Origin of the sequence: Micromonospora sp. RP3T, assembly GCF_003027925.1 — a bacterium.
Taxonomy (GTDB): Bacteria; Actinomycetota; Actinomycetes; order Mycobacteriales; family Micromonosporaceae; genus Micromonospora.
Map to the genome: position 1 here is coordinate 1 of NZ_PYPS01000001.1, position 14,034 is coordinate 14,034.

17 protein-coding genes are annotated in these 14,034 nt (G+C 65.9%); 15 read left to right on the forward strand and 2 right to left on the reverse strand.

The window, feature by feature from the left end; genetic code table 11:
* The first annotated feature begins 362 nt into the window (after positions 1–362).
* The 3 genes from C8054_RS31625 to C8054_RS31630 all read left to right on the forward strand — a co-directional run bounded on the left by C8054_RS31625 (position 363) and on the right by C8054_RS31630 (position 2,954).
* Entirely contained in the window at positions 363–971 is a 609-nt protein-coding gene (locus C8054_RS31625) for a hypothetical protein (RefSeq protein ID WP_146179823.1), read from the forward strand.
* Entirely contained in the window at positions 972–2,024 is a 1,053-nt protein-coding gene (locus C8054_RS00005) for a DUF262 domain-containing protein (RefSeq protein WP_107154581.1), read from the forward strand.
* Between the two features lie 252 nt (positions 2,025–2,276).
* Positions 2,277–2,954, forward strand: coding sequence for a hypothetical protein (locus C8054_RS31630; protein WP_146179824.1), 678 nt, complete (start codon positions 2,277–2,279; stop codon positions 2,952–2,954).
* A 97-nt stretch (positions 2,955–3,051) separates the two neighbouring features.
* On the opposite strand, the gene C8054_RS33320 is transcribed toward C8054_RS31630, so the two are convergent.
* The gene (locus C8054_RS33320) at positions 3,052–3,462 is read right to left on the reverse strand and encodes a GntR family transcriptional regulator (RefSeq protein WP_158273770.1); all 411 of its coding nucleotides are present in this window, start codon (positions 3,460–3,462) and stop codon (positions 3,052–3,054) included.
* Between the two features lie 538 nt (positions 3,463–4,000).
* On the opposite strand from C8054_RS33320, the gene C8054_RS32455 reads away from it, so the two are divergent.
* The 4 genes from C8054_RS32455 (at position 4,001) to C8054_RS00030 (ending at position 6,398) form a co-directional block, all read left to right on the forward strand.
* Positions 4,001–4,342 (forward strand): hypothetical protein, encoded by a 342-nt coding sequence (locus C8054_RS32455; RefSeq protein WP_233219400.1) that lies wholly within the window; start codon positions 4,001–4,003, stop codon positions 4,340–4,342.
* A gap of 34 nt (positions 4,343–4,376) precedes the next feature.
* The gene (locus tag C8054_RS00020; protein ID WP_233219401.1) at positions 4,377–4,679 is read left to right on the forward strand and encodes a hypothetical protein; all 303 of its coding nucleotides are present in this window, start codon (positions 4,377–4,379) and stop codon (positions 4,677–4,679) included.
* 139 nt (positions 4,680–4,818) lie between these two features.
* Entirely contained in the window at positions 4,819–5,631 is an 813-nt protein-coding gene (locus C8054_RS00025; RefSeq protein WP_233219403.1) for a GntR family transcriptional regulator, read from the forward strand.
* Positions 5,619–6,398: a glycosyltransferase gene (locus tag C8054_RS00030; protein ID WP_233219405.1), complete on the forward strand. Its 780-nt coding sequence runs from the start codon at positions 5,619–5,621 to the stop codon at positions 6,396–6,398. Before C8054_RS00025 ends, C8054_RS00030 begins: the two co-directional genes overlap by 13 nt.
* Here C8054_RS00030 and C8054_RS00035 read toward each other — a convergent pair.
* On the reverse strand, positions 6,379–6,831 hold the full coding sequence (locus tag C8054_RS00035; RefSeq protein WP_107154919.1) for a hypothetical protein: 453 nt from the start codon (positions 6,829–6,831) through the stop codon (positions 6,379–6,381). The genes C8054_RS00030 and C8054_RS00035 overlap by 20 nt on opposite strands.
* A 727-nt stretch (positions 6,832–7,558) precedes the next feature.
* On the opposite strand from C8054_RS00035, the gene C8054_RS00040 reads away from it, so the two are divergent.
* The 8 genes from C8054_RS00040 (at position 7,559) to C8054_RS00075 (ending at position 13,974) form a co-directional block, all read left to right on the forward strand.
* Positions 7,559–7,960: a transcriptional regulator gene (locus tag C8054_RS00040; protein ID WP_107154586.1), complete on the forward strand. Its 402-nt coding sequence runs from the start codon at positions 7,559–7,561 to the stop codon at positions 7,958–7,960.
* Positions 7,961–8,316: 356 nt separating this feature from the next.
* A complete protein-coding gene (locus tag C8054_RS00045; protein WP_107154920.1) occupies positions 8,317–9,855 on the forward strand; it encodes an FtsK/SpoIIIE domain-containing protein in 1,539 nt (512 codons plus the stop codon).
* Complete coding sequence (locus C8054_RS00050) at positions 9,852–10,106, forward strand: hypothetical protein (protein ID WP_107154587.1); 255 nt, start codon at positions 9,852–9,854, stop codon at positions 10,104–10,106. The genes C8054_RS00045 and C8054_RS00050 overlap by 4 nt, the downstream gene beginning before the upstream one ends.
* Positions 10,107–10,111: 5 nt before the next feature.
* Complete coding sequence (locus C8054_RS00055; RefSeq protein WP_089154624.1) at positions 10,112–10,303, forward strand: hypothetical protein; 192 nt, start codon at positions 10,112–10,114, stop codon at positions 10,301–10,303.
* Positions 10,300–10,845, forward strand: coding sequence for a DUF2637 domain-containing protein (locus C8054_RS00060; protein WP_107154921.1), 546 nt, complete (start codon positions 10,300–10,302; stop codon positions 10,843–10,845). The genes C8054_RS00055 and C8054_RS00060 overlap by 4 nt, the downstream gene beginning before the upstream one ends.
* The gene (locus C8054_RS00065; protein WP_107154588.1) at positions 10,842–12,593 is read left to right on the forward strand and encodes a replication initiator; all 1,752 of its coding nucleotides are present in this window, start codon (positions 10,842–10,844) and stop codon (positions 12,591–12,593) included. Before C8054_RS00060 ends, C8054_RS00065 begins: the two co-directional genes overlap by 4 nt.
* Complete coding sequence (locus C8054_RS00070; RefSeq protein WP_069088959.1) at positions 12,590–12,772, forward strand: helix-turn-helix domain-containing protein; 183 nt, start codon at positions 12,590–12,592, stop codon at positions 12,770–12,772. The genes C8054_RS00065 and C8054_RS00070 overlap by 4 nt, the downstream gene beginning before the upstream one ends.
* Positions 12,772–13,974 carry a tyrosine-type recombinase/integrase gene (locus C8054_RS00075; protein ID WP_107154589.1) on the forward strand — a complete coding sequence of 401 codons (1,203 nt, stop codon included), beginning with the start codon at positions 12,772–12,774 and terminating at the stop codon, positions 13,972–13,974. The genes C8054_RS00070 and C8054_RS00075 overlap by 1 nt, the downstream gene beginning before the upstream one ends.
* Positions 13,975–14,034 lie beyond the last annotated feature (60 nt).

Below are 14,034 nucleotides of genomic sequence, written 5' to 3' on the forward strand. Positions count from 1 at the left end.
GACCCTGGCCATCGACCTACCCGACGGCGACACCAAGGTCATCCGACGCACGACCACCCAGCCAGTCCGTAGCATCAAGGGCCAGCGACCGCGGATCGCTACCCACGTTTCCTAGACCACCCGTCGCGCATCACCTGGCGGAGCTGCGTCGCACATCAACTGTCGGATCACAAGTGGGAGCGGGAGCGGGATGAAAAGCAATCTGGCCTGCTGAGGGCTGGTAGCCCCTAGCCGCTTCGATGACCATCCAACGGCCTCGCGACGGCCAGAGTGCCCCGAGGCGGCGTCGACACCTTTGAGGCGTTGAATCTATGGTTAGGATGGCGGTCACCCCTCAGCATGGCATGCCAAGGAGATCGCGAATGGTTTTCGCTGCGACTGTCGGTGCAGAGCCGGGGAGCAGAGTTGCCAGCTTCACCGCCGCTATGGGAACCACGCTCGACGATAGTGCCATAGTGGATCAATACGTTCTACATGGATCCTGCTATGCCATACAGGAAGAGCAGCACTATGCGCTTAAACGCGAAGTTGCGCATCAATTCAATCTTGAAGTGAGTCGAGACATATTTGTTGTCGGCTCCGCGAAACTTGGATTCAGCATCGCGCCCAACAAGCGCTACCGGTACTTTGGTGATCGCTCAGATATAGATATCGCAATCGTGAGCCACGACCTGTATCAAAAGGTATGGCACGAGGTGCACTCATATGCGGAGTCGGGCGCGGATTGGCCCCGCCGGGAATCTTGCGAAGGGTATCTTGCCTGGGGATGGATACGTCCAGACAAACTTCCTTCCGGAAGAAGTTTCACTTTTGCTTCTGAATGGTGGGAGTTTTTTCGGGCGCTGCAGCGCGGCGGGAAGTTTGGGCCCTACAAAGTGGCGGCCGGCTTGTATCACGATATTGAGTTTTTGCGTAGATACCAGATGCGCGCTGTCGGCTCGTGCCGAACGGCGTTAATTGAGGAGAATTAAGTGCAGACATCGGCGACCAACAAGAAGCTGCGCACTCTGTTGACGGGAATTCGCGATAAAACGCTTATTCCGAACCCTCACTTTCAGCGTCGACTCGTCTGGTCTAATGCTCACAAGTTGGCCTTTCTTTCAACGGTGCTAGATGGTTTGCCTTTCCCCGAGATTTTTATCTCTGCGGGTGAGGTGAACCCTAATACTGGTGATGGAACTGAACTAATTGTTGATGGGCAGCAGCGGATGACGACTCTCCATCAATACTTCACTGCCTCTGAAGAGTTGCGGCTCAGCCCAGGCGGCATAGTGCCTTACCGCGATCTAGAGGACCGGGAGAAGGTGCGGTTCTTGGAGTATGAGGTCGTTGTGCGCGATCTCGGTCCGCTGACTGAGGATGAAACCCGCGACATCTTCCAAAGGATTAACTCTACTAAGTATTCGCTGAATGCGATGGAGGTTAATAGCTCTCGGTTTGACGGAGAACTGAAGAGATTTGCCGAACGGCTAGCCGGAAAGAAATTCTTTGAGGATCACAAGGTCTTCTCGGGTCTTGATGGCCGTCGCATGAATGACGTGCGCTTCGCACTTACGATGGTGATTACGGCTTTAAGTGGATACTTTAACCGCGACGACGAACATGAATCATATCTGGAGCGCTACAACGATAGCTTCCCTGATGCGAATCGTCTTGAGTCAGAAATTGTCGCTGTCCTTCGATTCATTGAGGATTGCGACTTTGATGACAGGTCTCGGGTTTGGCAGAAGGCCGACCTTTTTACCTTGTTTGCTGAACTTTATCGACTGCTGATGATTGACAAGATGAAGCTTGACCCCCGAATTGTCGGTCGCACACTTGCCGACTTTTACGATGAGGTCGAGTCTGTTACGAGGTCTCCCGACCCTCGTCCTGACGCCGCTGAATATTTCCGTCGCATGCGTGCCGGGATCAATGATCGTATGAGTAGAATTAATCGGGGCCTAGTTGTCAGGGGGCGCATTACCGATGCTAGCCTGCTTGACCTCGATCCAGGAGCCCTTCTGCCTCGACCGCGACCGTAGTGCGGGGCCATCCCGACGATCCTGCAGATTGCCAAGCCGCTACTCGCCCACTAGGCAACCAATCGTCGCGGCACGCTATCGCTCCACGGGAGGTAGGTCGCTGCGATAAGTTCTCGGACCTCCGCGACAGTCTGCCAGTGCTCTTCTTCGATCGTCATCTAGCCCACCTGAATGCCTCCTAGTAGCAGCGTGCCGCGCGATTGTCCAACAGCCGACAATCTCAATAGGTCGCGGCTGCGGCATCATGTCGGGATGTTCTTCCATCGGCACCGCACGTCGCTCCTCTTGGGCAGCATTGCTGCAAGCTTGCTTGCTATGGTTTTAAGTGGGCTTGCCATCTTTGTCAAGTTTCGACCGGTTGCTGGTACTGAGAAGCCCAAAGTTACCGACTGGGTACAGGCTTGGGCCGGCGGTGCGAGCGCCCTCTTCACAGGCGCTGCGTTCGCAGCTGCCGCCGTTGCCCTACTGGTTGAGCGCAAGCGGCGGCGAGAGGATATTGAGAGGCTTGAGAAGCAGCGGGCGGAAGATGTCGCTCGACTAGAAGCGGATCAGGCTGACCGTGATGTAGCACAGGCGCGCCTTGTTATGACTACAGCCAACTTCGATGAGAGAACGATGCAGATCGTCTCGATGGAGGTGACTAATCATAGTCAATACACCATATTGGATGTTCAGCTATGGCTTGGTTTTCCGAGTGAAGCACTGAAGCCTGACAAGAACCGCTGGATGCATGTTATACAGGCGCTTCCGCCTGGAAAGACCTTTCAGCTGGTTGACCCCCCTCAAATCTTCCGAGCGGGCCCCATCGGTTCGGATCACTTCGTGCCTTGGGTTGAGTTCGTGGATGCGCGAGGGCTGCGTTGGCGTCGGTTCAATATCATGCGGCCAATCCGACTATTTGACGGGGCCTACGATATCTCATCTAAATGAGAATAGGGGTCTCGTCTGTCACCCACCGCGTTTCTTCGAAGCGCCGGCCGTCGTCCGAGTCGCCACGCACGGAGATGCAAGGAAGTCCTTGCTATTTCTAAGGGAGCTGGTAGATCCTCGCCACTGTTTTCACCGCTCCATCTGCTCGGGTAATGGTCTGTTCTTCGATTACGGGCGAGCCGACCTCGACGGCGAACAGTGAAGCTAGCTCGATGTCGGCGGCGACATGGCGTTTTTGCGTTTCTAACTGGGGCCCCTCGCCAAGCGCGCTCTCGCCTCGGCGGGGGGCCGCATAAGTGCCGCGACCGTGTTCGGTAGCGACTGTGCATTCCTCCCGCAGAACCGCAATGGCTTGGCGGATTGTGCCGCGACTGGCCCGAAACTCCGAAGTGAGGGCGCTCTCTGGCGGTAGTAGAGCACCCGGCGGGATGGCGCCGCTCGCTATGCGTTCTCGCAGCTCGTCGGCGATGGCGCGGTAGCGGGGCTGTCCGTAGTGCGGGGTGGGCACCTGCTCACCGTACCTGGCACTTGTCTTACCAAGTGCCAACCAGGCGATCTGTTTCGACGTCTAGACAACTCGTCCACTTGTAGATACGTTTCGTGGTGTGCGGCCAGGGTGACGGCTCGTGTCAGGGGTGGTCTCGCGCCGGCCCTGGTCGCACCTGACGCGCGGCGTCCTGTCGGACCGGTTGCGGTAGCCGCGCGGACAAGTTGGCTCGGCGATACCCGACCCGTCCCCGTCGGGCGGTGCGCCGTGCCTTCATCCGAGCCGGTGGCCGGCCGCATTCCCCCGTGGTCGGTCGCCGGCTCTCTTCTACCTGTGGAGGTGCGATGTCCAGCCGTCCCCATCGACGCCGCCGGCTCTCCCTATGGTGGCCCCGAAAGCGGTACCCGACGCGATCAGCCAAGGGCGATGTCCCACCGGATGCGTGCCCGGCGGTCCCGCTGCCGGCGCGATGGTCGGTCGAGCAGGCGCGGGAGTCGTCCGCGTTGCCGCCTACTCCGCCGATCACGCGAGTCCAGGTCTACCGGGGTGGTGCCGGGCGGTGGCCGCGGTGACGCCTACGAACAAGGGCGCCGACGTTACGAGCCACCCGGACTGGTGTGCCCCCGATCGCTGCGGGCACCTCGTGCCGCCGCTGATGGCGGAGATGACTCGCAGCCATCGCGGTGCGATGCACCGGATCGGGAGCGCTCGTGCGGGCGGCATGGTGGTCGCGTACCTCGTCGGCGTTGACGCTCGGACGCCCCTGATTGCGGTGCATGCGACGTGCCGGGCTGGTATCGGCTGGGCTGAGCTGTCCCCGGCACAGGTCGTTCGACTGGTCGATTGCCTGAGCGGCCTGGTGATCGAGGCGGGCGGAGATCCCGGGAGCCGTGATGACTGATTCAAGGAGCATGCCGGAATATGCCCTGGGGTCGGTGACCGGCGTCGTCGGATGCCCCGCGTGGTGCCAAGGGTGCGGACCGGACGACCCGATGCACCGGGGCTTCCTCGCCACCGTCGGCCAGGAGCGGACGGGCTGGGTCAGCGTTCAGATGCTGCTCGACCGGTTCGGGCGACGGGACCTGGTCGTGAAGCTCGACGCCACCCGCGACGGCGTGATCCAGCCCGTTCTGCTCGATCAGATCCGTCTGGACCGGCTCATCTACGAACTGACCTACGTCCGCCTGGTGATGATGACCAAGGGCCTACATCTGGAAGACCACGATGAGCACCCCTGAGCGTCGGCACAGTCGGACTCCCTCGCCGGCCGGGCGGCAGACCAGGCGGCCTGTGCCTCCGGTCGCCCCGGTCCCGGAACGTCCGGCTAGGGGGACCACCTGGCAGACGTTGGAACGTCTTGGGGGTACGGTGTCCGGTATGCAAGGTCGGGACTGGCGCCCTCGCTACCTGCAACTCGCGGAAGAGTTGCGGGCAAAGATCATGGGCGGTGAACTGGCCCCGGGCACTCTGATGCCGAGTGAGACCGAGCTTGCCGACTCATCCGGCCTGTCCCGTACCAGCGTGCGCAACGCGATCCGGCAGCTCCGCGAGTGGGGCCTGGTCCGCGCCGAACAGGGACGCGGCACCTACGTACGGGCACCCCGCCAACGGGTACGCCGACGCAACGCCGAGCGGTACCAGTGGGAGAAGAATCGGGTCCTGCTCGACGAGGGTGAGCGGTTGAAGACCGGTGCCACCGAGCACGACACCGGCCTGACCGTCGACGACCTCAAGTTCCACGCCGAGTACACGCGCGTGGAAGCCGATGCGGAGATGGCGGCGGCCTTGCAGGTCGACCCGGGTACGAAGCTGCTACGCCGCGTCTACTGGACGTCCTCCCGGCATGAGAACGCGCCGCTGACGGTGTCGTACTCATACCTGCCGTACGACCTGGTGGCCGCGAACCCGGACCTGCTCGACGAAAGCAAAGAGCCGTGGCCGGGCGGCACCCAGCACCAGCTCTACACCATCGGCATCGAACTGGACCGGATCGACGACCAGATCCGCGCACGCCCACCGTCGCCCGACGAGGCCGAACTCCTGGACATCGACCCGGGCGTCTCCGTCCTCACCGTCCGGAAAACCTCCGTCGACACCACCGGCCGCGTCGTCGAGGTCGCCGACATAGTGATGCCAGGTGACCGCGCCGAGCTTGTCTACTCCCACAAACTCCAGCGGTGGAAAACGTGACGCAGCTCGTCTCAGTCGTCACCCCCGTCCACGCGCCCAGTGTCGAGCACCTGGCTAGCGCTTATGAGTCGCTGGTCAAGCAGGAGATGCCACCCGGGTGGGACTGGCAATGGCTCGTCCAAGAGGACGGGCAGGCCGGCGCCCTGGTCGATAGGCTGCCGGACGACCCCCGGATCAGTCTCGGGACCGGTCGTCCCGGTGGGCCTGGCGTTGCCCGCACCCTCGCCCTTTCCCGAGTCTCCGGGCAACTCATCAAGGTCTTGGACGCCGACGACCAGTTGACGCCCGGGGCGCTCACGCGGGACATCGCCGCGTTCGACGCGCATCCGCAAATCGGCTGGACGACCTCGCGAGTGCTTGACCTGCTGCCCGACGGGTCTACCGCCGGCTGGGACAAGGACCCGGCCGTCGGCCTCGTCGCCCGCGGCTCCGTCCTGTCCTTCTGGCGGGCCAACGGCTACCGGGCTTCGGTGCACCCGGCGACCCTCTGCCTGCGGCGCGATCTCGTTTTGGCCCTGGGAGGCTGGATGGCGTTGCCCGCTTCAGAGGACACCGGCCTTCTCCTAGCGGCCAACGCGGTCACCGACGGCTACTTCACGCGGGAATACGGTCTGCTCTACCGGAAGTGGCCTGGACAGGTGACAAGCCAAACGGCACACCGGGAGCCCACCGAGTACCACGGACGCATGAAAATTATCGAGGCCAGAGCCGAAGCCCTGACCTCGATGCTGCCCGATGGGCTGCCGCTCATGCCTCTGCTGGCGTAGCTTCATGTCCCGGCATGCCATGAGTGCGGCGCCGCTGCTTCATCTCGGCCTCATAGATGTGCCGACGGCCACCGGCTAGCTCTTCCCGTGCGTCTCGCTCGATCTCCTGGAAGGCGGCGAAGTAGCCGTCGTCGAACTCCTCCATGATCTGGAACGTCCAGCGCCCGGGAAGGAGGTTCCGCCCCAACAGTTCGCGTTTCACGCGGTCAGCCACCTCATCGTGACCTGCCTTGCGCATCAGCTCGACCACCCGATCGAGAGTCAGGTCAGCGCCGCCGACCAACTGATGGGCAGAATAGAGGTGGCCCCGCACGCGGTGAACGGTCTCCAAAGCCTTGCTCAACTCGCCCAAGGCCTCAACCGTGGTGTCGTCGAGGCCGTCAGGGCGCCGGTGATCCTCCTGGACCGCTTGTTGCAACTCCTTGTCTGGCATGCTCACCAACTACCCTGCGAGGCGGATGCATCACGTCTTTCCTCGCAGGCGATCAAGCCGGTGAGCAACGGGCGCGCTAAGCCAGCAGGGGAAGACAGCCAACCCCGCCGATGATGACCAAGATCAGAACGATGACCCGGTAGAGGATCCCGCCCGGCATCTTGATGGTGAAGTTCAGCTCGAACACATCCGACTCCCTCGATAGCTGATGTCTCTCTGGAGAAAAACTGTAGCGATTGGTGCCAAGCCCTCGATGCCCGGAGTCGCTCTGCTGCATGGAGTATTTACTACACCCTTCTCCGGTGATACTGTCGCCGCAAGGTTGCGCCATTCATAACCACATGCTTGTCGTTATGAATCAGCGTTTTCCCAGCTTGGACCCTGTCTCGCCTGTTGCTTGAGTCGAGAGCTCCGGAACTAATCGGACCGATATCCGAAAGCGCTCAAACTCCTAGCTGTGTGTCAATCTGGGCGAGTATTCGTTAATTCGTGTTCCCCATCACATTGATCTTCGGGGTCAATTTTCGGGCACCGGCGACCCTGGGTTCGCGGTCCCGAAGTCCAAGTTGGCGCAGAGTTCCGCGCTCCTGGCCCGGCGAGGGTTCTGATCGGTCTGCTCACCTCTTGGGCGCCGACGTGTCGGCGGCGGTTGTTGACTTGTCTGCCAAGTGCCGTCTACCTTGGAGTCTCAACTTGGCAGACATGCCAACAACCCGGAGGTTGAGCGATGGCTCTGCGTGGCGGTACGAGGTTCGCCGTGCGTTGTGAGGACGTGTTCCCGGCGGGATGCGCCCTGGTCCCCGAGTCCCTGGGTGAGGTCGAGGACTTCGACGAGAAGACGGGCCGGCGCAGCCCGGCGAAGGACAAGTTGACCGGTCAGCGGGTGTGGCAGGTGCGGGTGATGGATCTGGACCCGGAGCTTGGGAAGCGCTCGCGGGAGACGACGGTGAAGATCTCGGCGGACTACCAGCCGGTGCCGCCGACGGGTGCCCCGTTCGAGGCGGTGGAGTTCGACGGGATGACGGTGACGCCGTACGTGGCGAACAACGGCCGGATGGCGTACTCGCTGCGGGCGACCGGCATGCGCGCTCCGGCAGGTGTGGCCAGCAACAAGAAGGCGGCGGCGTAGCCGCATTTGGTGGGGGCGGGGCTGTCAGGTCTTGGCGGACGGCAGCCCCGCCCCTGTGTCTCTTTCCCCTGCTCTGTCGAGAGAGGTAGTGACGTGTCCAAGCGTAGGCGTTCGGCTGCCCCGGCCCAGCCTCGGTGCGGCGTGTGTCAGTCCCGGTTCGATCCGGCCACGGGTGCCGATGGCCGGTGTGAGGGCTGCGTGGGGCAGCTCGTGCTTCCGTTTCCTCCGGTGCGGGATGCGTCGGGTCGGTTCGTGTCGCTGCGGGGTGCCAAGTGATTGGGCGGCCTCGCGGTGAGGTGGTGTCGACCTCGGCCGGTGACCTGATCGTGTTCCGTCCGAGGCGCTTCGAGCTGCCGATGTGGCTGGTGGTGCTCGGCCTGGTGCTGCGCTGGTCCGGGCGGGTGCTGTGGTGGTGCCTGCGTCATCCGGTGGCAACCGGCTCAGTGGTCCTGGCGCTGTGGCTGTACGTCGAGTTCGACTGGCTCGGCCTGGTGGTGCCGCTGGTGATCGCGTCGGCGGTGTCGGCGGTGTGGCGCTGGCGCGATGAGTCGTCCTGGTGGGCGTGGCTGGCGGGCCCGCTGCTCGGCTCCTTCCGGCGGGTGTTCGTCTACCGGCGGGTGTGGCGTGAGGCCATGACGCTCTGCGGGCTCGCCGAGACGTTCGACCGCCGGCACGTTCTCCCTGAGCTGCTGCGGGTCCGCTCGGATCAGGCCCTCGACGTGCTGACGGTCCGGATGGTGCGGGGGCAGACGCCGGAGCAGTTCCAGCGGATGAGCGCGAACCTGGCCTACGCCTTCGGCCGGCGCCACGCCCGGGTCTACGCGGAACGTCCCGGCGACCCGCCGACCCGGACTGGTCGGGGTGCGTGGGTGTTGCGGTTGGTGGATCGGGTGCGGTATCGGGACCGGCCGACGGTGGTCTACGTGGCGTTGGTGCGGAGCGATGCGTTGCGCACGCTGGTGCCGCCGTTCCCGGTGCCGGCGGTGCCGGACTTCACCGCGCTGCCGTTGGCCCGGCGGGAGGACCTGCGGACCTGGTCGCTGCATCTGCTCGCGACTCACGTGCTGGTGGGCGGCGCCACCCGGTCGGGGAAGGGCTCGGTGCTGTGGTCGCTGGTCCGGGTCCTCGGCGGCGGGGTCGCCTCCGGGCTGGTGCGGCTGTGGGTGGTCGACCCGAAGGGCGGGATGGAGTTCGCGCTCGGCCGGCCGATGTTCGCCCGGTTCGCGTGCAAATCGTTCGAGGCGATAGCGGACCTTCTCGACGAGGCCGTGACCGTGCTGCGGGAGCGTCAGACCCGCCTGGCGGGAACGGTGCGGGTGCACACGCCGACCGAAGTGGACCCCCTGGTCGTGGTCGTCGTCGACGAGATGGCGGCGCTGACCGCCTATTTGCAGGATGTCGAGCTGCGTAAGCGCATCGCCGCCTCGCTCGGGGTGCTGCTGTCGCAGGGTGCCGGCGTCGGTGTGCTGGTGGTGGCGGCGTTGCAGGACCCGCGTAAGGAGGTGCTGCCGTTTCGGGACCTGTTCCCGACCCGCATCGCGCTCGGCCTGACCGAGGCGTCACAGGTCGACATGGTCCTCGGCGACGGTGCCCGCAACCGTGGCGCGCTCGCGGACCAGATGCCCCGGTGGGCCAAGGGCGTCGGCTACGTGATCCTCGACGGCACCCCCGACCCGATGCGGGTCCGGTTCTCCTACGTCACCGACGACGACATCCGCGACATGGCCCAGCGGTTCCCGGCACCGGCTGACGCATCGGACATCCTCGCCCAGGTCGGCCGGGAAACCGCCACCGAACCGGTACGCCTTCCCTTGCCGCGTAAGCCGTCCGGGCCGCTGCTGCCCGACGCGCTACGCAACCTCCTCGACTCCGACGGCGGGGGTGAGCCGCGGTGACCACCCCTGCGAACGGTCGCCGGTTCTACCGGCTGCGCACCCCCGAACCCGTCACCGCCGTGTCCGTCCGCGTCGACCCGCAACGGCCCGACCCGTACCCGGTCTATCTCGCGGTCGGTGCCGGCCGGCGACGGATGTCCCTGACCCCCGACGAGGCATGGGCGCTGTGGCGCTGCCTCTCCGAAGCCGTCGCCGCCCTCGGCGCCCCTCCCGACTACATCCGCACCGACATCCGACCGGCCAGGAGGTAACCGCGATGACCACCCTCACCCGCATCGTCAACCGGCTCCGCCGCCCGCTGCGCATCCGCCTCGTCGGCCCGGCCGACCAGACCGCCGCCGCCCTGCACGGCCTGGCGCACATGGTCAACCGCCGCCCCGACATGGCCGACCGGCGAATCCGCATCGACCTGACCATCCGCGACAAGCCCATGCGGGAGTGGCGATGACCGAGCGCACCGAATCCGCCATACGCCTGGTGATCCTGCTCGCCATCGCCGCCATGGCCGGCGCCGCCGCCTTCACCCACGTCCACGACCTGTCCGTCACCCACGGCCAACCCGACTGGATCGGCTGGGCCAACGCCGTAGCCGTCGAGCTGATGACCATCTACCTCGGCCTGGAACTACGCGCCCGACGCCGCGCCGGTCGACCCGTCGGCCTGGTGGGCTCGCTGCTGGTGGCGTTCGCGTTGCTGTCCCTCGCCGCTCAGGTCGCGGAAGCCCATCCGTCGGTGTGGGGCTGGGTCGTGGCGGCGGTGCCGTCACTGGCCTTCCTCGCCCTGGTCAAGGTCGTCCTGTCCAACGCCCCGGTCACGCCGCCGGCTGTCGAGCCGAACCAGCCCGACGCGTACCGGTACGAAGAGCCAGAGCAGGCCACCGAGGTTGAGCCGGTCCGCCCGACCGCGCCGGCGTCGCCCGTCGTGCCGGCGGTGCTGCCTCCGCGTGCTGTCCCGCCTAACCGGCCGCACGTCGTCGGAATCATCCGATGACCGCGCCGACCCTGCCCGGCCTTGCCCCCGTCCCGACCCCGGCTGCTGCTCCTCGGCCGGGGTCGCGGGCGGCCCGCATGGCGCTACCCCGCTCCGTCGATGTGCTCAAGGAGATCGCCGCCGAGTACGGCGTCTGCGTGCGCCCCCTGGCCATGCGCCGCACGGACCTCGACACCGGCCTGACCGAGGTCATCGACCTGCCCTGCGGCGCGACCCGGGAAGACAAGTGCGCGCCGTGCGCGAAGAAGAACCGCCGGCTGCGCCAGGCCCAGATCCGGGAGGGCTGGCACCGCGACGACGAACCGCTACCGCCCCCGCAGCCGGCGACCGAGGAACAGTCGTCCCTGATCCTCTTCCGCGCACACCTGGAGTTCTCCCGTGACGAGGCTTCTCGGGCGTGCCAGTGGGACCAGGTGGAAGACCTCGACGAGGCGATCCGCGAAGTGGAAGAGGCGATCGCGGCCGAAGGGCTCCGGGGACGGGTCGCCCCGCCGCACGCGACCGGCGACGAGGACCAGGGCGACGACGACACCGGCCCGCGCCGCAAGCGCTCCACCCGACGGCGGCAGGACGCCCCGGAACTGCCTCGCCGCAAGGTGGAGGCGCGCACGGTCGGCAGGACGTACACCGCTGCGGACGGGGCCACCTACCGGCCGTCGATGTGGCTGACGCTCACCCTCGACTCCTACGGCCCCGTCCGCCCCGACGGCACCCCGCTCAACCCCGACCGGTACGACTACCGCCGGGCCGCGTGGGACGCGGTGCACTTCCCTCGGCTGCTCGATCGGTTCTGGCAGAACCTGCGGCGGTGTGAGGGCTGGAACGTCCAGTACGCCGGCTGCGTCGAGCCGCAACGCCGCCTCGCCCCACACGCCCACTTCGCCATCCGGGGCACCATCCCCCGGGACATCCTGCGCACCGTCGCGGCGGCCACCTACCACCAGGTGTGGTGGCCGGCGGTCGACGCCCAGCGGTACACCGTCGACCGGCCCCCGGTCTGGGACGAGGACGCCTCGGCGTGGGTCGACCCCGACACCCGCCAGCCGCTGACCACCTGGACGGAAGCCCTCGACACCATCGACGCCGACCCGGACGCGGAACCGGTGCACGTGGTCCGCTTCGGCGCCCAAGTCGACGCCCGCGGCGTCATGCCCGGCACCGCCGACGCCGAACGGACCATCCGGTACGTCACGAAGTACATCACCAAGCACACCGGCGACTGCCACAAGGCCACCACCGACCGGCAACGGGCACACCTGGACCGGCTGTGGCGGGAACTGCGCGTGACCCCCTGCACCGACCGTTGCGCGAACTGGCTGCTGTACGGCGTCCAGCCGAAGAAGGCACACGCGAAGCTCAAGCCGGGCCGCTGCAAGGGAAAGGTCCACCAGCGCGACACCCTCGGCATCGGCGGCCGGCGCATCCTCATCTCCCGCGACTGGTCCGGCAAAACGCTCTCCGACCACAAACACGACGTGCGGGCCTGGGTGCGGGCGCTGCTCGGCGTCACCGTCGGCCTTGATGGCGTCGACGACCAGGGCGCCGCCGTCGAACCGGTCCGGCACGCCTGGGAACTGGCCCGCCCCGATGATCCGGACGTGCCGGCGATGGCGCACCGGCTGCTGCGGTCGATCAGCGAACGCGCCCGCTGGCGCTCCGAACTGCTCGCCGCCAAGGACCGCGCGGCCCAGCTCCCCGACAACGCCTCGACGACGGAAGCGCACTACAAGACGGGGGAGGGGCTGTGATGGCCAAGGACGAGCTGTGGACGGTTCGGGACGTGTCGGCGTACCTCCGGGTCCCGCAGGAAACGCTGTACCGCTGGCGCAAGGTCAAGTACGGTCCGCCGGCGGCCCGGGTCGGCCGACACCTGCGCTACGAGCCGGAAGCGGTCCGGGCCTGGGTACGCGAGCAGGCGGCGGCCTGATGGGACACGTCGAGGACCGCTGGTACAAGACGCTGCGCCACGAGGGCGGACGAAAGGAGCGGATCAAGACGCAACTGTTCGGCAAAGGGCTGCGCTACCGGGTCCGCTACATCGGCCCGGACGGCAAGGAACGCAAGAAGTCCTTCCCCGACCGGGCCAAGCGCGAGGCTGACGCCTTCCTCGTCTCCACCGAGACGGACAAGCTACGCGGCTCCTACGTCGACCCGGTCGCCGGCCGGATCACCTTCGCCGAGTACACCGAACGGTGGCTCACGACGCGCTCGGTCGACGAGTCGACTCGCGAGACAACCGAGTTCCGCGTACGCAAGCACCTGCTGCCCTTCTTCGGTGCTCGGCAACTGGCGTCGATCAAGCCCGGTCACATCCGGGAGTGGAACGCCGCGATGGTCGGCAAGCTGGCCCCGGCGACCCGGGCCGTCGTCTTCGCTCACCTGCAAACCATCCTCGCCGCGGCTGTCGACGACGAACGGATCGCGAAGAACCCGTGTTCGGCAACGTCGGTCAACCCTCCTCGTCCGGCTCAGCGCCGGGTAGTGCCGTGGCGGTACGACCAGATCTCGGCAATCCGCAGCGGCCTCGCCCCGCGGTACCGGGCGATGGTCGACCTCGGCGCTGGCTGCGGTCTGCGGCAGGGGGAGATCCTCGGCCTCAGCATCGACGACATCGACTTCGACAACGGGTGGATCCACGTCTCGCGACAGGTCAAGATCGTCCGGTGCCGGTTGGTGTTCGGGCTGCCCAAGAACGACCGTGACCGCCGGGTGCCGCTGCCGGACTCCGTCGGCCAGGCGCTCCGGCAGCACATCGAGGCTCGCTACTCGCTGACGCTCACCCTGCCGTGGGAGCACCCCGCCAACGAGGAGCAGGTCACGGCGCGACTGTTGTTCACCACCACCCACCGCAACGCGATCAACCGCTGCCGGTTCAACGAGACGAGCTGGCGGCCGGCTGTCGTGGCGGCCGGCATCACGCCGACCCGGGCGACCGGCATGCACGCGCTACGGCACTTCTACGCCTCCTCGCTGCTCGACGCGGGAGAAAGCATCAAGGCTGTCGCGTCGTACCTCGGCCACGCCGACCCCGGGTTCACGCTCCGGGTCTACACGCACCTGATGCCGGCCAGCGAGGAACGCACCCGGAACGCGATCGACGGCCTGTTCGGGACGCCGCCAGAGTCCTGACGCCCTGGCGACGCCCTGCGGGGCTTTCCGGGACACATAGCGCCTGATCAGAGCGGGTGT